This window comes from Cytobacillus sp. NJ13 (genome assembly GCA_030348385.1).
GTDB lineage: Bacteria > Bacillota > Bacilli > Bacillales > Cytobacillaceae > Cytobacillus.
Genome location: JAUCFP010000006.1, coordinates 1162537 through 1177568, shown reverse-complemented (window position 1 = coordinate 1177568; position 15032 = coordinate 1162537). Strand labels below are relative to the sequence as shown.

Annotated in this window: 13 protein-coding genes; 6 read left to right on the top strand and 7 right to left on the bottom strand. The window is 40.0% G+C overall.

The window, feature by feature from the left end; translation table 11 throughout:
* The first annotated feature begins 26 nt into the window (after positions 1 to 26).
* Genes QUF73_05755 through QUF73_05745 form a run of 3 tightly spaced genes read left to right on the top strand, consistent with a single transcriptional unit; the run spans position 27 to position 3112 of the window.
* On the top strand, positions 27 to 2339 hold the full coding sequence (locus QUF73_05755) for an AAA family ATPase (GenBank protein MDM5225712.1): 2313 nt from the start codon (positions 27 to 29) through the stop codon (positions 2337 to 2339).
* A gap of 2 nt (positions 2340 to 2341) precedes the next feature.
* Positions 2342 to 2779 (top strand): thioesterase family protein, encoded by a 438-nt coding sequence (locus QUF73_05750; GenBank protein ID MDM5225711.1) that lies wholly within the window; start codon positions 2342 to 2344, stop codon positions 2777 to 2779.
* A gap of 33 nt (positions 2780 to 2812) precedes the next feature.
* Entirely contained in the window at positions 2813 to 3112 is a 300-nt protein-coding gene (locus QUF73_05745; GenBank protein ID MDM5225710.1) for a hypothetical protein, read from the top strand.
* A 127-nt stretch (positions 3113 to 3239) separates the two neighbouring features.
* Here QUF73_05745 and QUF73_05740 read toward each other — a convergent pair whose 3' ends face one another.
* From QUF73_05740 to plsY, 5 genes are all read right to left on the bottom strand, one after another.
* The gene (locus QUF73_05740) at positions 3240 to 3533 is read right to left on the bottom strand and encodes a HesB/YadR/YfhF family protein (protein ID MDM5225709.1); all 294 of its coding nucleotides are present in this window, start codon (positions 3531 to 3533) and stop codon (positions 3240 to 3242) included.
* Positions 3534 to 3642: 109 nt separating this feature from the next.
* Entirely contained in the window at positions 3643 to 4455 is an 813-nt protein-coding gene (locus QUF73_05735; protein ID MDM5225708.1) for a CPBP family intramembrane metalloprotease, read from the bottom strand.
* A gap of 66 nt (positions 4456 to 4521) precedes the next feature.
* The gene (locus QUF73_05730; protein MDM5225707.1) at positions 4522 to 5682 is read right to left on the bottom strand and encodes a CapA family protein; all 1161 of its coding nucleotides are present in this window, start codon (positions 5680 to 5682) and stop codon (positions 4522 to 4524) included.
* A gap of 155 nt (positions 5683 to 5837) precedes the next feature.
* The gene (locus QUF73_05725; GenBank protein MDM5225706.1) at positions 5838 to 6914 is read right to left on the bottom strand and encodes an ATP-binding protein; all 1077 of its coding nucleotides are present in this window, start codon (positions 6912 to 6914) and stop codon (positions 5838 to 5840) included.
* A 255-nt stretch (positions 6915 to 7169) separates the two neighbouring features.
* A complete protein-coding gene (gene plsY / locus QUF73_05720; GenBank protein ID MDM5225705.1) occupies positions 7170 to 7754 on the bottom strand; it encodes a glycerol-3-phosphate 1-O-acyltransferase PlsY in 585 nt (194 codons plus the stop codon).
* Between the two features lie 195 nt (positions 7755 to 7949).
* On the opposite strand from plsY, the gene QUF73_05715 reads away from it, so the two are divergent.
* The 3 genes from QUF73_05715 (at position 7950) to QUF73_05705 (ending at position 11699) form a co-directional block, all read left to right on the top strand.
* Positions 7950 to 8273 (top strand): DUF3243 domain-containing protein, encoded by a 324-nt coding sequence (locus QUF73_05715; GenBank protein MDM5225704.1) that lies wholly within the window; start codon positions 7950 to 7952, stop codon positions 8271 to 8273.
* A gap of 132 nt (positions 8274 to 8405) precedes the next feature.
* On the top strand, positions 8406 to 9848 hold the full coding sequence (locus QUF73_05710; protein ID MDM5225703.1) for a phospholipase D family protein: 1443 nt from the start codon (positions 8406 to 8408) through the stop codon (positions 9846 to 9848).
* Between the two features lie 129 nt (positions 9849 to 9977).
* The gene (locus QUF73_05705) at positions 9978 to 11699 is read left to right on the top strand and encodes a glycosyl hydrolase family 18 protein (protein ID MDM5225702.1); all 1722 of its coding nucleotides are present in this window, start codon (positions 9978 to 9980) and stop codon (positions 11697 to 11699) included.
* Between the two features lie 111 nt (positions 11700 to 11810).
* Here QUF73_05705 and ade read toward each other — a convergent pair whose 3' ends face one another.
* Together ade and QUF73_05695 are read right to left on the bottom strand one after the other, a co-directional pair.
* The gene (gene ade, locus QUF73_05700) at positions 11811 to 13547 is read right to left on the bottom strand and encodes an adenine deaminase (protein MDM5225701.1); all 1737 of its coding nucleotides are present in this window, start codon (positions 13545 to 13547) and stop codon (positions 11811 to 11813) included.
* A gap of 39 nt (positions 13548 to 13586) precedes the next feature.
* Positions 13587 to 14954: an NCS2 family permease gene (locus tag QUF73_05695; protein MDM5225700.1), complete on the bottom strand. Its 1368-nt coding sequence runs from the start codon at positions 14952 to 14954 to the stop codon at positions 13587 to 13589.
* Between the last annotated feature and the right edge of the window lie 78 nt (positions 14955 to 15032).

Below are 15032 nucleotides of genomic sequence, written 5' to 3'. Positions count from 1 at the left end.
AAACTAAGAAGAAGAAGTGATAATCGATGACACAGCAGAAAAGACAGGCAAAACCGGCAGAGGGTCAGGCTTATCATTGGAAAAATGAGCTTGATCAATACGGATACATACAAAATGAAGCAGAATTGCTTAATGTTATTAAAAATATCAATGAAAAGGCAGATCCCGGGCTGCTTTCGGAATTACTGACCATTGCTGCTATTTCCCGGTTAAGCAAGTATACCGATGATACTCTTGCCAGTGCATGGCTGCAGAAGGCTGTTGAACTGGACACTGGCAATAGTATGGCGGCAGCCCAATTAGGGAAATCCGAATGGAAAAATAAAAGCAATCTTCTTGAAACCCTGACTTTCCCGCCGATTCGGGAAACCGATAACAGGGCAGCAAAAAAGAAAACAGCTGAGCAATTCATTGAAATTTGCAGAAGCTTTATCAACAAATCAGATGATGAGTTAGAAGATCTGCAGAAAAAGCAGCATGCCTATGAGGATGTGGAATACCGGGAGCTGACTGGAATACTGGAAAAAGCTATTGAGGAAACAGCTTTTCTTTTAAAAGCTTCTGAAGAATATGAGCAATCTATATCCGGCGTATTTCATACCTCAACCTATTACACCGATATGAAAAAGCACTTGAATGCCATCAAAAGACTTAAAAATGAATGGAAAGAGATATTTGAATCAGAGGAAGAAGAGTCTGATTTACCAAAAGATCCCCTGGATGAACTTAATGAAATGGTTGGCCTGCACTCTGTGAAAAGCAGAGTTCATGACTTTTACCGTTTTTTAATATATCAAAATGAACGTAAGTCACTTGGTTTTCAAACGAAAGATGAACTCAGCCTCAATATGATTCTAACTGGTAATCCAGGTACAGGCAAAACAACTATCGCCCGGCTTTTGGCAAAGATTTATCATAGCCTAGGGGTTTTGCCGCGGGAAGAAGTGATCGAAGCAGATCGGTCTCAGCTGGTGGGCGGTTTTGTCGGGCAAACAGAGGAAAATGTCAGGGCGGCCGTTGAAAAGGCAATCGGTGGAGTGCTGTTCATTGATGAGGCGTACAGCTTAAAGCGTGAGGGACAGACCGGCAGCGATTATGGACAAACTGCCATTGATACTCTTGTATCGCTGATGACCGGGACTGAATATGGGGGAAAGTTTGCGGTGGTCATGGCCGGTTATCCAGAAGAGATGAGACAATTTCTGGACAGCAATCCTGGCCTTCGCAGCCGTTTCCCAGAGTCGAATTTTATTGCACTCCCTGATTATTCTAATGAGGAGCTTCTTCAGATTGCTGAAAAGCTGACTGCGGATAATGATTATGTCCTTACTGAAGGTGCAAAGCAGGAACTGGGCAAACGAATTGAAAAAGAGCGGGTTGATGATACATTCGGAAATGCCAGGACTGTCAGAAACATTGTTCTTGATGCCATTTTTAGAAAAGGATCACAAGCTAAAAAGAACGAAAACATCATGGCCTATACACTATTGGAAAAAGAAGATTTTGAAAGTGAAGAACAAGAAAAGCTAATGAATCCACAAGACCAGCTTGCCCAGTTAATCGGACTTGAAACAGTTAAAAAAGAAGTTCATAACTTAGTGTCATTTGTTAAGATGCAGCAGCTGCGCCGTGAAAAAGGGCTGCCTGTTGTCCCTATCCAGCTGCATTCAGTATTTACCGGGAATCCGGGGACAGGGAAAACGACTGTAGCAAAGATTTATGCAGAATTGCTGAAGGAATGCGGATTTCTGAAACGCGGACATTTGATGATTGCGAGCCGTGCTGATTTTGTAGCTGGCTATGTAGGCCAAACCGCCATCAAAACAAAGAAAAAAATAAGAGAGGCGTTAGGCGGCGTCTTATTCATCGATGAGGCCTATTCACTTCTTTCCCGGACATCAGGAGATTTCGGAAAAGAAGTCATCGATACATTAGTGGATGAAATGACAAAACATAATGAAAATCTTGTCGTTGTTTTAGCGGGTTACCCAAATGAAATGGAGAAACTAATGTCAAGTAATCCCGGCTTAAAGTCCCGATTTAAAAAGTTCTTTCATTTCAAGGATTATTCAGCAGGAGAGCTTTTGGAAATAATCATTTCGTATGCTGGACAATATGAATATACGCTTACGGAAGAAGCGGGAGAGTACCTTAACCGCACTTTATCAGAGATCGAAATAAATGGGAATGGACGTTTTGCCGCCAACCTTGCGGATGAGGCTATTCAGGCACAGGCAATGAGAATTGTATCAGCAATTGATGACGATATTGAGCAGGTTAGCATTTTGGAAAAAGAAGATTTCGATATCGCTTTAAAAAAGACAAGCAAAGGGGAATAGGTATGCTCATTTCAACAAAAGAAATAGAAGTAAGGTATGCAGAAACAGATCAAATGGGAGTCGTGTATCACGCCAATTATCTGGTATGGATGGAGCTTGGCCGGACACAGATCATAAAAGATCTGGGGTTCAGTTATGCTGAAATGGAGAAGGATGGCATCATTTCGCCTGTTCTGGATATCCTGGCTTCCTACAAAAAACCATTGCGCTACGGTCAAACGGCGACGATAAAAACCTGGATTGAAGAGTATGACGGTTTCCGCGTCAGCTATGGATATGAAATATACAATGATGAAGGAGATCTGGCAGTAACAGGCTTGTCCAAGCATGTTTGCGTCAAAAAGGATAATTTTCGGCCGATCTCAATTAAAAAGAAATATCCTGATTGGCATGAAGCATATGAAGAAGCTAAAAGGCAGCCTGAAAGTGCACTCAAATAATTTTGCTTGCTGCTTAAAGGATGGAGAAAATATATGGCATTCGGTCTTCGCAGAAATGATCTTCAAGAATGGAAAATGAAAATAGATCGTGGAGAAATTGCTTTTTTAACCCATTATTGGATAGATGATCGCTTTCCTGGCTGTAAAACGGTCACAAAGGTCGGGTGTTCGGATCTGAATAAATTGATTGAATGGGGAGAAACACATGGCCTTAAGCCTGAGTGGATTGATTATCGGAATGATGGCTACTCGCACTATGATTTGATTGGTCCCAGACAGAAAGAAATCCTTGAAAAGGAGAAGCTCTGGGAGCAGCTGGAACGGCTGCTATAAGAAAAGCGCAAGGCGCCCGCCTATCGGCTTATGACCTGGAGCCGATGGCGCCTGGAGCTAGACAGTCATCTGACTTCAGAATTTATTCTTATCTTATGAAAAAAGAAGCAGGCCGGATCTGCTTCTTTTACCCATTGTTATATTTGAATTCAGGTTCCTGTGCTTTTGCGTTAAATGTCACGAATAAATCATGATTATCAAAGTACCATAAGTCCTTTTCTTCAATAAAGTAAGTAATTCCGTTTTTTTCAGTCTGCACTCCTGCGTTATGCGGGTGTTCATTAGATACTCCTAAAGAAAATCCTTGCTGGACAGTACTGCAACCGCCATATCTTGCAAAAAAGCGGACGAAGTCACCCTTACTCAAGAGCATTTCCTCCTGATACCATTGGGCAGCCTGATCTTCAATATGTATGTTCATTTGAAATTCCTCCTCCTGGGTGATAGTCATATTATAGGCTAGTTTTTCTTTGTGCGCGAATAAAATGTCTGTTCTAATACTTTTAATGATGGAGTGAATCAATATTTATTCATCCTGGAAAAGGGATAAATCCGCTTAGAATCATAAATAGATTCATGGCAATATGCCATATGACAGCTGGAAAAATGCTTTGGGATTTTACTGTAATGGCAGCATAAAAAACTCCGCCAAAAGCAAACAGCAGACATGAGATAAAAGAGTAGCCCAGCATGATATGAGAAAAACCAAACGCCAGCCCAGAAAAAAGGACAGCTGCCTTTTCTCCTGAAAGCTCCGACATTCTAGATAAAATGATTCCCCTCCACAAAATCTCTTCCATCAATCCATTTATGATTGAGAAGCCAATCAGGAATATAAGAAAGTCATTGGCATAGGAGTTTTCAGCTGAAAAAATTGAATAGGCAAATGAAGCAAAATTAATCATGATTGCAATCATAAGAAAGTGTTTTATTTTTATTGAATGGAAACCGCTCCATATGAATGGGAAAAATATTTGGGAATTCCAATCCGGCTTCCGCCAAAAAGGGATGGCAGTTTTATTAAACTTTTTTGAAATGTAAACAAGAAGAAGGATTGGGATCAACAATAGAAACCGATTGGCAATCATTAATATGGAGTGTTGAAACGGCAGTGCATCAAGCATTTTATCGCCATAAAGAAACAGTAGACTGCCTGTTAAATACCCTGCAATGATCCAGGAAAAAACACGCTCCTGCATTGAAGTAATTAGTAAAAAAATGATAAGTCCAAAAGAAAGTATGAAAGCGGAAGCAAAAAGTTTGTATTGAAAAAGCAATATTGCAGCTGTGAATATACATAATTGCATATAAGGAAAAGACTTAGTAACATATGCGGTTTTCATGATCATACCTCCTCCATCTACAAATATTTTACCATTTTTTACACAAAAAAAGCGCCAAAAAGCGCTTTACTGAACATGATCGAGCATATGTGTCATAATTTCGTTGTATTTGGACTCTGCATTGGGAAGGCCATAGCCGCCCGCATCCTTTAACGGTACTACCCGATATTTTTTTAGCTGTTTATTACTTACGTATGTCGGGATGAATCCCGGATTGGCAAGTTCAATATCGACCCCGTTTTGATCAATATATTTCGTAATCTCCACAGTTGCAATACCGCCTATGTCCTTGTAATCACCAATCTGGCCGGATAAAAAATTGCCCAGAGAGTATACAACAAGAGATTTCCGTCCGTCTTTCCTGTCAATCCATTCCATTGGCTGCAGTACATGAGGATGGTGTCCGAAAATAATGTCCACACCATCATTTGCGAGGACCTCTGCCAGTTCCTTTTGTTCCTCTGTTGGCTGAAGCTGGTATTCATTTCCCCAATGCATACTCATAACAACTACGTCAGCTTCCTCTTTTGCACGGTTAATTTCCTCTTGCATTGCTGTTCTATCAATAAGATTAACGAGATAATCTTTTCCTGCCGGAATGGGAATTCCATTTGTACCATATGTGTAAGAAAGATAAGCAACTTTAATTCCGTTTTTGTTTATTACTTTCAAGGTTTGCTGTTCACTGGGTGTTCTGTTCGTTCCCACATGCGGCAGTCCTATCTGATCCAAATAATCGAGGGATGTTTTTAATCCTTTTTCTCCCTTATCGAGTGAATGGTTATTGGCAGTTGAAACAATGTCCACACCAGCCTCAATGAGGGCGTCTCCCACTTCCTGAGGGCTGTTAAACATGGGGTAACTGGAAATTCCTATCTCTGGGCCTCCCAAAATAGTCTCTTGATTGGCAAGCAGGATGTCGGGTGTTTTTAATAGCGTTTTTGCATGCTCAAACATTGGCTTGAAATCATAGCCTGTTTTTGTTTTTGCAGCATTATATACCCTGTCATGGATAAGTATGTCGCCAATTGCTCCCAATGTCGCCTTCTCTATTAGCACTTTATTAACCGCGGTGGTTTCTCTGTTTTCCATATGCAATTGAGCAGGTTGTGCTTCAGCTGCCTCCGCTTTATTCTCAGTGTGCAATTGATAGATGAATAAGGCCGAACAAATAACTAACAATGTACAAATGACTGTTGATAGTAAGAAGGCTTTACTGAATTTCATAAAAATTATCCCCTTAATATAGAGTATAAAGATATATTAATAGTCTAATTTTAATATGAATTTTTTCAATTTTCATCATTTTTCTGCTATTTTTTATTTAAAATGTCATAATGTGATTTACATTGATATCTGTTTACAAAATATATTTAATAACTTTAGTTGATAATCATCGGAAGTTCAATTTCAAAGACAGTGCCCTGTGACATTTTCGAATGGACATTAATCTTGCCATCATGCTCTTCAATTATTTTTTGGCATATGGATAGACCGATGCCGGTTCCTTTTTCTTTTGTTGTAAAAAATGGGACAAACAATTCGCTTATTGTTTTTTCTGTCATTCCCGATCCATTATCATGGATAGTGATGTATACTTTTTGGTTAAGGGTTTTTGCTTTAAGATCTATTTTTCCTCCTGGAGCAGGAATGCTTTCACATGCTTCCATTGCATTTCTAATAATATTGATCAGGACCTGCTTTATCTGCTTCACATCACCATAGAAAATGGGATTATTAGGGCAAAGGCTTACAGAAAGGTTAATATTTCTTATAAGCGCCTCGCTTTCGAAAAATATTTTCATTTCCTTAATTAATCTGTTAACTTCTATTTCAGTTCTTATATTTTGAGGAGGTTTTGATGCATTTAAGAATTCATATATGATATCATTTGCCCGATTAATTTCTTCAATTGCAATCTCAGCGTACTGTTCTTTTCCAATTTCTAATAAATAAGGCTTCAAAAGCTGTAAAAATCCTTTTACAGTTGTTAGCGGATTCCGGATCTCATGTGCAATACCCGCTAGCTGTCCGGCATCAGCTGAATAGTCAGATATCAAAACAGTTTCTTTAATCTCTTTCACTGCTTTATTTAAGTGTTTCTTTTTTTCTTTTAATTGGTGATTAACGCGGTGTAGCCTCTTTTGCATGTGCTCCGCCATCTTTCTTAATTCTTCATCTTCTGAAGAGAGGGGAAAACAAAAAAGGTGATAGTGCGCAGCATCATCTTTTTCCAGATAAATTCTATATGGATGAATGCTGTTACCTATTTTAAGTTTAAAAATGCCAGATTCGTTTTTCTTTAATAGATTGGTGAATCTGCTGATATCTTCAGATGCCAATAATTCAGTAAACACTCCTTCAGCACTTATTAATGATGAAGTGAGTATTTTTAGGTTATGATCAATGAAAAAGTATGGGAAGGACACATTTTCTAGCAGCGCTTGGGTTTTATCCATTTGATTATTCATCCTAACTTTAACGTTTTTGGCTGAAATTTTAGCCTAAACTAATGTATGGCGAAAGATATCAATTTATGTTTCTTTATGTATAAAAATTGTGATATAGGCCTTTATGGTTTTATGTTTCTAGGCCTTTGTAATTAGTATAATATCACTTTAATACTTTATTCAAATAAACTAAACTGAAATATCAGAAAATAATTAAAAAAAATACAGCAGATCTAGTCTGCTGTATTGCAGGCTGGCTGGTTTTCAGCCAAGCCATTTTATTTTGGGCTCGGTTTTGTCCCTTATTCGTTTAATATTTGTCCTATGTCTGTAAATAACAAAGATGCCAAGTATAGATACTACTATAATTAGTGGAATGTCCCATATAATCAGTGCGTAAATAATGGATGCCAGTGCTGCCAGAATAGAGGACAAGGACACGTACTTTGTTATGTAAAGGCTTAAAAAGAAAACACCCAATATGATAAGAAACATTAAGGGTACATAGGCTAGCAGCACACCGCCTGATGTAGCGACTGCTTTTCCTCCGCGAAAGCCGGCAAACAGCGGATACATGTGCCCAATAACTGCAAAAACTCCTGCAACTAGATGATGCATGTCCGATCCAAAGAAAAAGGGCAGGGATGCAGCCAGAGTGCCTTTTAAGATATCAGCTATGGTCACAATCATGCCGGCCTTAACTCCAAGAGTCCGGAAAGTATTGGTACCGCCTAAATTTCCGCTGCCATGCTCACGAATATCCACTCCATAAAAAACTTTCCCTACAATTAAACCAGAAGGAATGGATCCAAGTAAGTAAGCTAAAATAATGATAATTCCATAAATCATAAAAACTCTCCTTCATACTTTCTATGTTAGTATATTGTACCATGTGAGCAAACCTGCATACCATGTGCAAATAAAAAGTTGTCCAATTTATTTCAGGGAGGTTTTTCAAACTCTCTGGCTTGTGTTTGATATGAATGCCAGCGGGTATTAGTAGACTGTCACAGCAATCAAATCCATATAAAGGAGAGATTCAGCATGGAACAGAATATGAATAACGTAAATGGACAAGCAGGCAATGTAGAGGAAAAGCTCAGTAATATGGGAAGCGAAAAGAAAGATGAAATACTTTCAAGCTTTGACGGTTTTAAAGAATATTTAAGCGGAAAGGTCTCCCTGGGACAGAAAATGGGCATGGATGAGGAACAGCTTGCGAACACAGCACAAAAGGTAGGCGATTATCTGGCTTCCAAAGAAGAGCCAAGAAACCGTGAAGAAAAGCTTCTGCAGGAACTGTGGAAGGTAGGAAATGAGGAAGAAAAGCACAAACTATCTCATATGCTGGTAAAGCTTGTAGGCTAAAAATATATATCATTCAAGGCGAAGGCGCGGGCCTTCGCCTTTTATTTTGCTTGCAAACGCATAGAGGAGTTTACAATAGTCAAAAATGGTCTATATATAGTTATCGCAGTCTAACGGGTAGGGGGAGTCCTGGTGAAAAAGGTTCTGGGAAAGTTACATAGAAAAACGGTCTGGATACCCATTTTGAGCCTTTTGCTGGTATTGGCAGCAACCATCATCTATCAATCCAATAAACCATTGCCAAAAGGCCTTTCTTTCGAAGGGGAAGTTTACACTGTAGAAGATATTAAGTTCTTATACGATTTAACTTTTGAAAAAGATAACGGCAGTAGAGAAAGTGATCAGCAGATTTTTAAGCGGATATTAGAAGCCATTGGTGAGGCAGAGGATTTTATAGTGATGGATATGTTTTTATTCAATGGTTTTAATGATGGTGATAAAGAATATCCGGATATTAGCGGTAAAATAACTGAAGAGCTCATCGAACAAAAGCATAGCCACCCCAATATGGATATTACGGTGATCACAGATCGAATTAACAGCACATATGGATCACATGATGTACCAGAATTCAAGAAACTGAAAGAGAATGGTATTAATGTAGTTTATACCTCATTAGTTCCTTTAAGAGATTCTAATCCTATATATTCGGCATTTTGGCGTGTTTTTTTACAATGGTTTGGCCAGGGAGGTAAAGGCTGGCTTCCCAATCCGCTTGCAGAAAATGCTCCTGAAGTGACATTTCGGTCCTATCTCGATCTCATGAATATTAAAGCAAATCACCGGAAAGTTTTTGTAACGGAGAAAACAGGGATTGTAACATCTGGAAATCCCCATAATGCCAGCGGATTTCATTCAAATATCGCGTTTGAAGTAAAAGGGCCTATCTTAGCTGACCTCGTAAAAACCGAGCAGGCGGTGGTCGATTATTCAGCATCAGGCAAACTGACAGATTTTAAGCCTGAAGACAGTAATAAAACTGGGACTGTTAAGGCCCAGGTGCTGACTGAAGGCAAGATCTATAAACACATTATTAAAGAAATCAATAAAGTCGACAAAGGTGAAACCATCTGGCTTGGCATGTTTTATCTTGCTGACAGAAAAGTGGTTGATGCACTAAAAGAAGCAGCCGACAGGGGAGTAAAAGTAAAAATGATCCTGGATCCAAATCAGAACGCTTTCGGCTCTGAAAAAATTGGATTGCCTAATATACCGGTGGCAGCTGAATTAGACAAATTAGGCCATGAAAACATAAAAATCAGATGGTACAATACGGGCTTTGAACAATACCATTCGAAAATCATGTATGTAACCGGCAAAGAAAATAGTATGATCATAGCTGGTTCAGCAAATTTTACAAAGAGAAATCTGGATGATTTAAACCTGGAGACAAATTTAAAAATAAGCGCTCCTGATCATTCCCAGGTTATGAAGGATGTCGACAGCTACTTTAATAAGCTTTGGAATAATAACGGTGCAATTTATACGAATAACTATCCATCCAATGAAAAAATGCCTGTGGTAAAATATCTTACTTACAGACTGCAGAAGCTTACTCACTTTACAACCTACTGATAAAAACTTGAAACCTTTCCTGTATTAATTCCGTTAATATAGGAGGGGTGGAAATAAGCTGAAGACATTCTAAATTTTCTTCCCATTTTCTGATTATTTCCATACGATGGATTGAAGGGAGGAAAAGGAATGTATAAAATTGAAACAAATCCACAAAAACCTCCCGCTAAAAAACTTATTTTTGCGGGGCTTTTGTTTGCTTTTACACTGATAACATCAAGCATATTGGTGTTTTTATATCCTTTTGCCTCTAAGGAAAAGGTATCTTACTTTAAAGGAGATCATCCGATTTTGTTTATGGGCAAACAGGCGGGCAATGCTTATATAGAAGATGAATCGATCTACCTGCCCTTAACGTTTTTGCAGGAATTTATTGATGAAGCTATTATTTTTGATGAACACTCACAATCCGTCATTATCGCCACAAAAAATAAAGTTGTACAATTGCCATCTGAATCTTTGAGCTATTATGTGAATGAGAAGCCTATGAAACTGGATTTTACAGTTGCTAAACAGATAGGAAAAGACAGATATTTGGCGGTCGAGCCGCTATTGGCTTTCTATCCAATTTCTTATTCAATTCTCTCTGATACAGGTGCAATAAGAGTTCAAAAGAATGGGGAGTCAATGGTTTCCGGTAAGGTAAAAGGAAAAGATATTCATGAAGAATTGCTTCGGCTTCGGACGAAAGACAGCTTGGAGTCCCCATACACGTCTTCAGTATCTCCAAACGAGAATGTTTTAATAGAACAAGAAAAGGGAGACTACTATTTTATTAGAAAAGAAGACGGTACAGCTGGATATTTGAAGAAACAATACATAAAAAAGGGTGAGAGCAAACAGATTGCTATTTCCCTTGAAGAATCAGTTAATACAGTGCCAGAAGTGGAAGCTCCTATACAGCTGACCTGGGAAGCTGTATATACAAAAAATCCCAATACAACTAAAATTCCGAAGATGCCGGGCGTTAATGTCATTTCGCCAACATGGTTTGAGCTTGCGGACGGAAAAGGTTCCATCAAAAACCTGGGATCGAAAGATTATTCAATGTGGGCAAGAAAACAGGGATACCAAATATGGGGCTTGTTTTCAAATGCATTTGACCCTGTTTTAACACATGAAGCATTTGGTTCTTTTGAAACAAGGCAGAATATGATTCGACAGCTTCTGCATTTCAGTCAATTGTATGAATTAAACGGAGTCAATCTTGACATTGAAAATGTTAACCCGGAGGATGGGCCTTTAATAACGCAGTTTGTGAGGGAAGCCACTCCGTACTTTCATGAAGCAGGTTTAGCCGTTTCGATGGATATCACTTTCATTTCATCTAGCGGTAATTGGTCAGCTTTTTATGAAAGAGAAAAACTTGCCGGGATAGCAGATTATTTGGTTGTCATGGCTTATGATGAGCATTGGGGAAGCTCGCAGGTTGCAGGAAGCGTAGCTAGCCTGCCGTGGGTGGAAGAAAACCTGAAACATCTGCTCGAGTTTGTGCCCAATGAAAAATTAATATTGGGAGTGCCATTGTATACTAGATTATGGGAACAAAAATCAAACGGGGATGTTTCTTCTAAAGCACTTTCTATGAGCAAAGTGAAAGAATGGCTCAGTCAAAATAAAGTTACACCAGCATATGATCCGGAAAGCGGGCAAAATTATGCTGAGCATTTTTCAGAAAAAGATAAAATCACATACAAAGTGTGGCTTGAAGATGAAATATCATTAACAAAACGGGCTGAATTGGCAAAGAAATATAATTTGGCCGGTGTGGCAAGCTGGAGCAGGTACTTTGCAGATGAAACAGCCTGGGCAGCATTATCATTAAATAAGAAGGAACTTACTAAGAAATGAAATAAGGCCGGAGAATATCCCGGCCTTATTTTAAAAGATAAGAATGTATAAATTCTGAAGTTAGATAATTGTCTAGCTCCAGGCGCCGATAGGCGGGCGCCTTCCGCTTTTCTATGCTTCTGCTTTTATGTGGCTAAAGGATCTGACGGAAAATAATCCTTTATCAGTTAACTTGAGCTCAGGTATTACTGGAAGCGCTAAAAATGAAAGCGTCAAAAACGGGTTGAATTCCATGCTGCATCCGACTGTTCGAAGTGCATGATTCAATTCAGACAAACGTCCGAAAATAAATGAAGAATCCCGATCACTCATGAGCCCCGCAATAGGCAGGGGCAGTTCCGCAAGGATTTTTCCATCCTGTACAACAGCCAGACCGCCTTTCATTGATGCCGTCTGCTTAATGGCCGCCAGTAAATCTTCATCAGAGGTGCCGGCTGCCACAATATTATGGGAATCGTGGGCAACCGTTGAGGCAATCCCTCCTCTTGTAATCCCCAGTCCCTTAATTATGCCAAGCCCGATGCTTCCGGTGAGATTATGCCGCTCCACCACAGCCAACTTTAAATAATCTTTTTCAGGATTAGGCTGGAAATAGCCATTAAGAGAATCGGCCTTTTCCAGCAGGTGTCTGGTCACAATGCTGTTCGGTATAATGCCAATAATATTGGCATTACCAGTTCCAATGTTTATGCTTAAATCTTCACCGTTTATGCTGCCGATTTTGACACTGTCCAAAATGGCAGGTGCAGGTTCGACGCTGTCCTGAACTGGATCCTTAATGACCCCGTTTTCTGCAGCAAGTATTCCGCTCTTCATTACTTTTTCAATCTTGACATTCCTAAGATCACTAATAAAAACCAGATCGGCTTCATAACCGGGAGCAATAGCCCCTTTATTTTTCAGGCCGAAGCATTCTGCTGCATTCAGCGTAGCAATTTGAACGGCAAGGATTGGATCCATTCCTTCCTTAATGGCCATTCTGACATTATGGTCAATGCTGCCTTCATTGATCAGGTCATCCAGATGCTTGTCATCCGTCACGAATAAACAGCGCCGTGCGTTATGTTCGCTGACAGATTTAAGAATTGATAATAAGTCCCTAGCCGCAGATCCTTCCCTCAGCATAACATACATCCCTTTGCGCATTCGGTCCAGCGCTTCTTCAGGGTTTATGCATTCATGGTCCGTTCTAATGCCGGCAGCCATGTATATATTAATTTCATCTGCATTAAGTCCTGCTGCATGCCCATCAATGCTTTTTCCTTTGCTATGTGCGTCTTCCAGTTTTTTTAGCATTTCTGCATCATTGTTCATAACAGCAGGGTAATCCATCACTTCGCCAAGACCGAGCACTCTCGGGTGACCGTAATATTTTTCAAGATCCTTGTAACTGAGGGAAGCGCCGGCATTTTCAAATGGAGTGGCAGGCACACAGGATGGAAGCATAAAAAATACATCAAGCGGGATTTCTTCTGAAGATTTCAGCATGAAATCAATGCCTTTTGTTCCGCTGACATTGGCTATTTCGTGAGGGTCTGCAATGACAGTCGTTACTCCATGCGGGAGGACAACATTGCTGAATTCTGCAGGGGTAACCATCGCTGACTCAATATGGACATGCCCGTCAATGAAGCCGGGGGCTATAAAGCTGCCCCCAGCATCAATCATTTCCTTCCCTTCATAGTTTCCTAAGCCAGCTACGAATCCATCGGCAATGGCTATGTCTTCCTCGATAATTTCACGTGTAAATACATTTATTACCTTCCCGTTTTTAATGACCAGATCGGCAGGAGTCCTTTTGGCTGCTACGTCAATTCTTTTTCGTAAATTTTCAATGGTTAGCTTCATGTAAACTCCTCGCTTTTTTTGAAAATGACAATCATCTGATTAATGTCCGCCCATAATGAAATTAATGATAAAGGCTGCACTGACAAAATACATGATCCAGTGAATTTGATGATGCTTGCCTGTAAGAAGCTTAAGCAGTGTATAAGAGATAAAGCCGAATGCTAGCCCCTGGGCGATGCTGAAAGTTAAAGGCATAAGAACGATTGTTAAAAAAACAGGTATAACATCCGTGAAGTCATCGAAGCTGATATGTTTTATTTCACTGAGCATTAAGGCACCAACGAGGATAAGAATAGGTGCTGTGGCTACAGACGGTATGAAATAAATGAACGGAGCAAAGATGAGCGACAGAAAAAATAGAACAGCTACAGTTAAAGCAGTTAAGCCAGTGCGTCCGCCTTCCGAGATCCCGGTTGCGTTTTCCACATAAGCGTTTAAGGCAGTGCTTCCAAAAGCTGCACTTGCCATCGTGCCAACTGCATCTGCCTGAAGTGCACGATCCAGATTTTCGATTTTTCCATTTTCATCAGTGAGGCCAGCTTTTCTTGATAATCCGATGAGGGTAGCTAAATTGTCAAATAATTCTACAATAGTAAAGGAGAAAATGACTGAGATGATTCCATATTTTACTGCTCCCAGAATATCCATAGCTAAAAACGTCTCAGACATGCTTGGGAGACTGAGGGATACGATATCACTTACGGCCTTTGGATAGGCAATAAAGCCAACAATCATGGCCAGCGCACTTGTACCCAATATACTAATAAGCAGCGCGCCTTTTACTTTTTTTGCCATGAGGAGGGCGGCAATAATTAATCCAAAAAGGGCAAGAAGCGGTCCTTGGCTTGTTATGCTTCCTAAGCCGACAAATGTAGATTCATTTGCGACCACAAGCTCTGCATTTTTTAAGCCAATAAAAGCAATAAATAAACCAATCCCAACACCTATAGCTGACTTTAAAACATCCGGGACACCATCTACGATCTTTTGACGGACTCCTGTAACTGTCAAAATTAAGAACACAATTCCAGATATAAATACAGCTCCAAGGGCTGTTTGCCAGGAAAGACCCTGACCAAGGACAACTGTATAGGCAAAAAAGGCATTCAGCCCCATGCCAGGGGCAACCGCTACAGGGAAATTTGCCCACAGTGCCATTAGAAGAGTGCAGAAGACACTTGCGTAAATGGTTGCCGCAAGTGCGGCTTCTTTTGGTATTCCTGCGTCAGCTAAGATAATCGGGTTGACAAAGATGATATAGCTCATTGTCAAAAACGAAGTAACGCCCGCAAGCAGTTCTGTCTTTACATTGGTATTTCGTGCGGATAGCTTAAAGAGCCGTTCTAAGAGGTTCGCATCAGAGGCAGGCGGGAGGCCCGACCCAAGATCCTTTCCGATCATCGACATGAAAAGTCACTCCTTCTTCATGGTAAATGTCCATCGTGCAATACAAACTGACTTGACCATGGAATAGGCGGGAGTTAT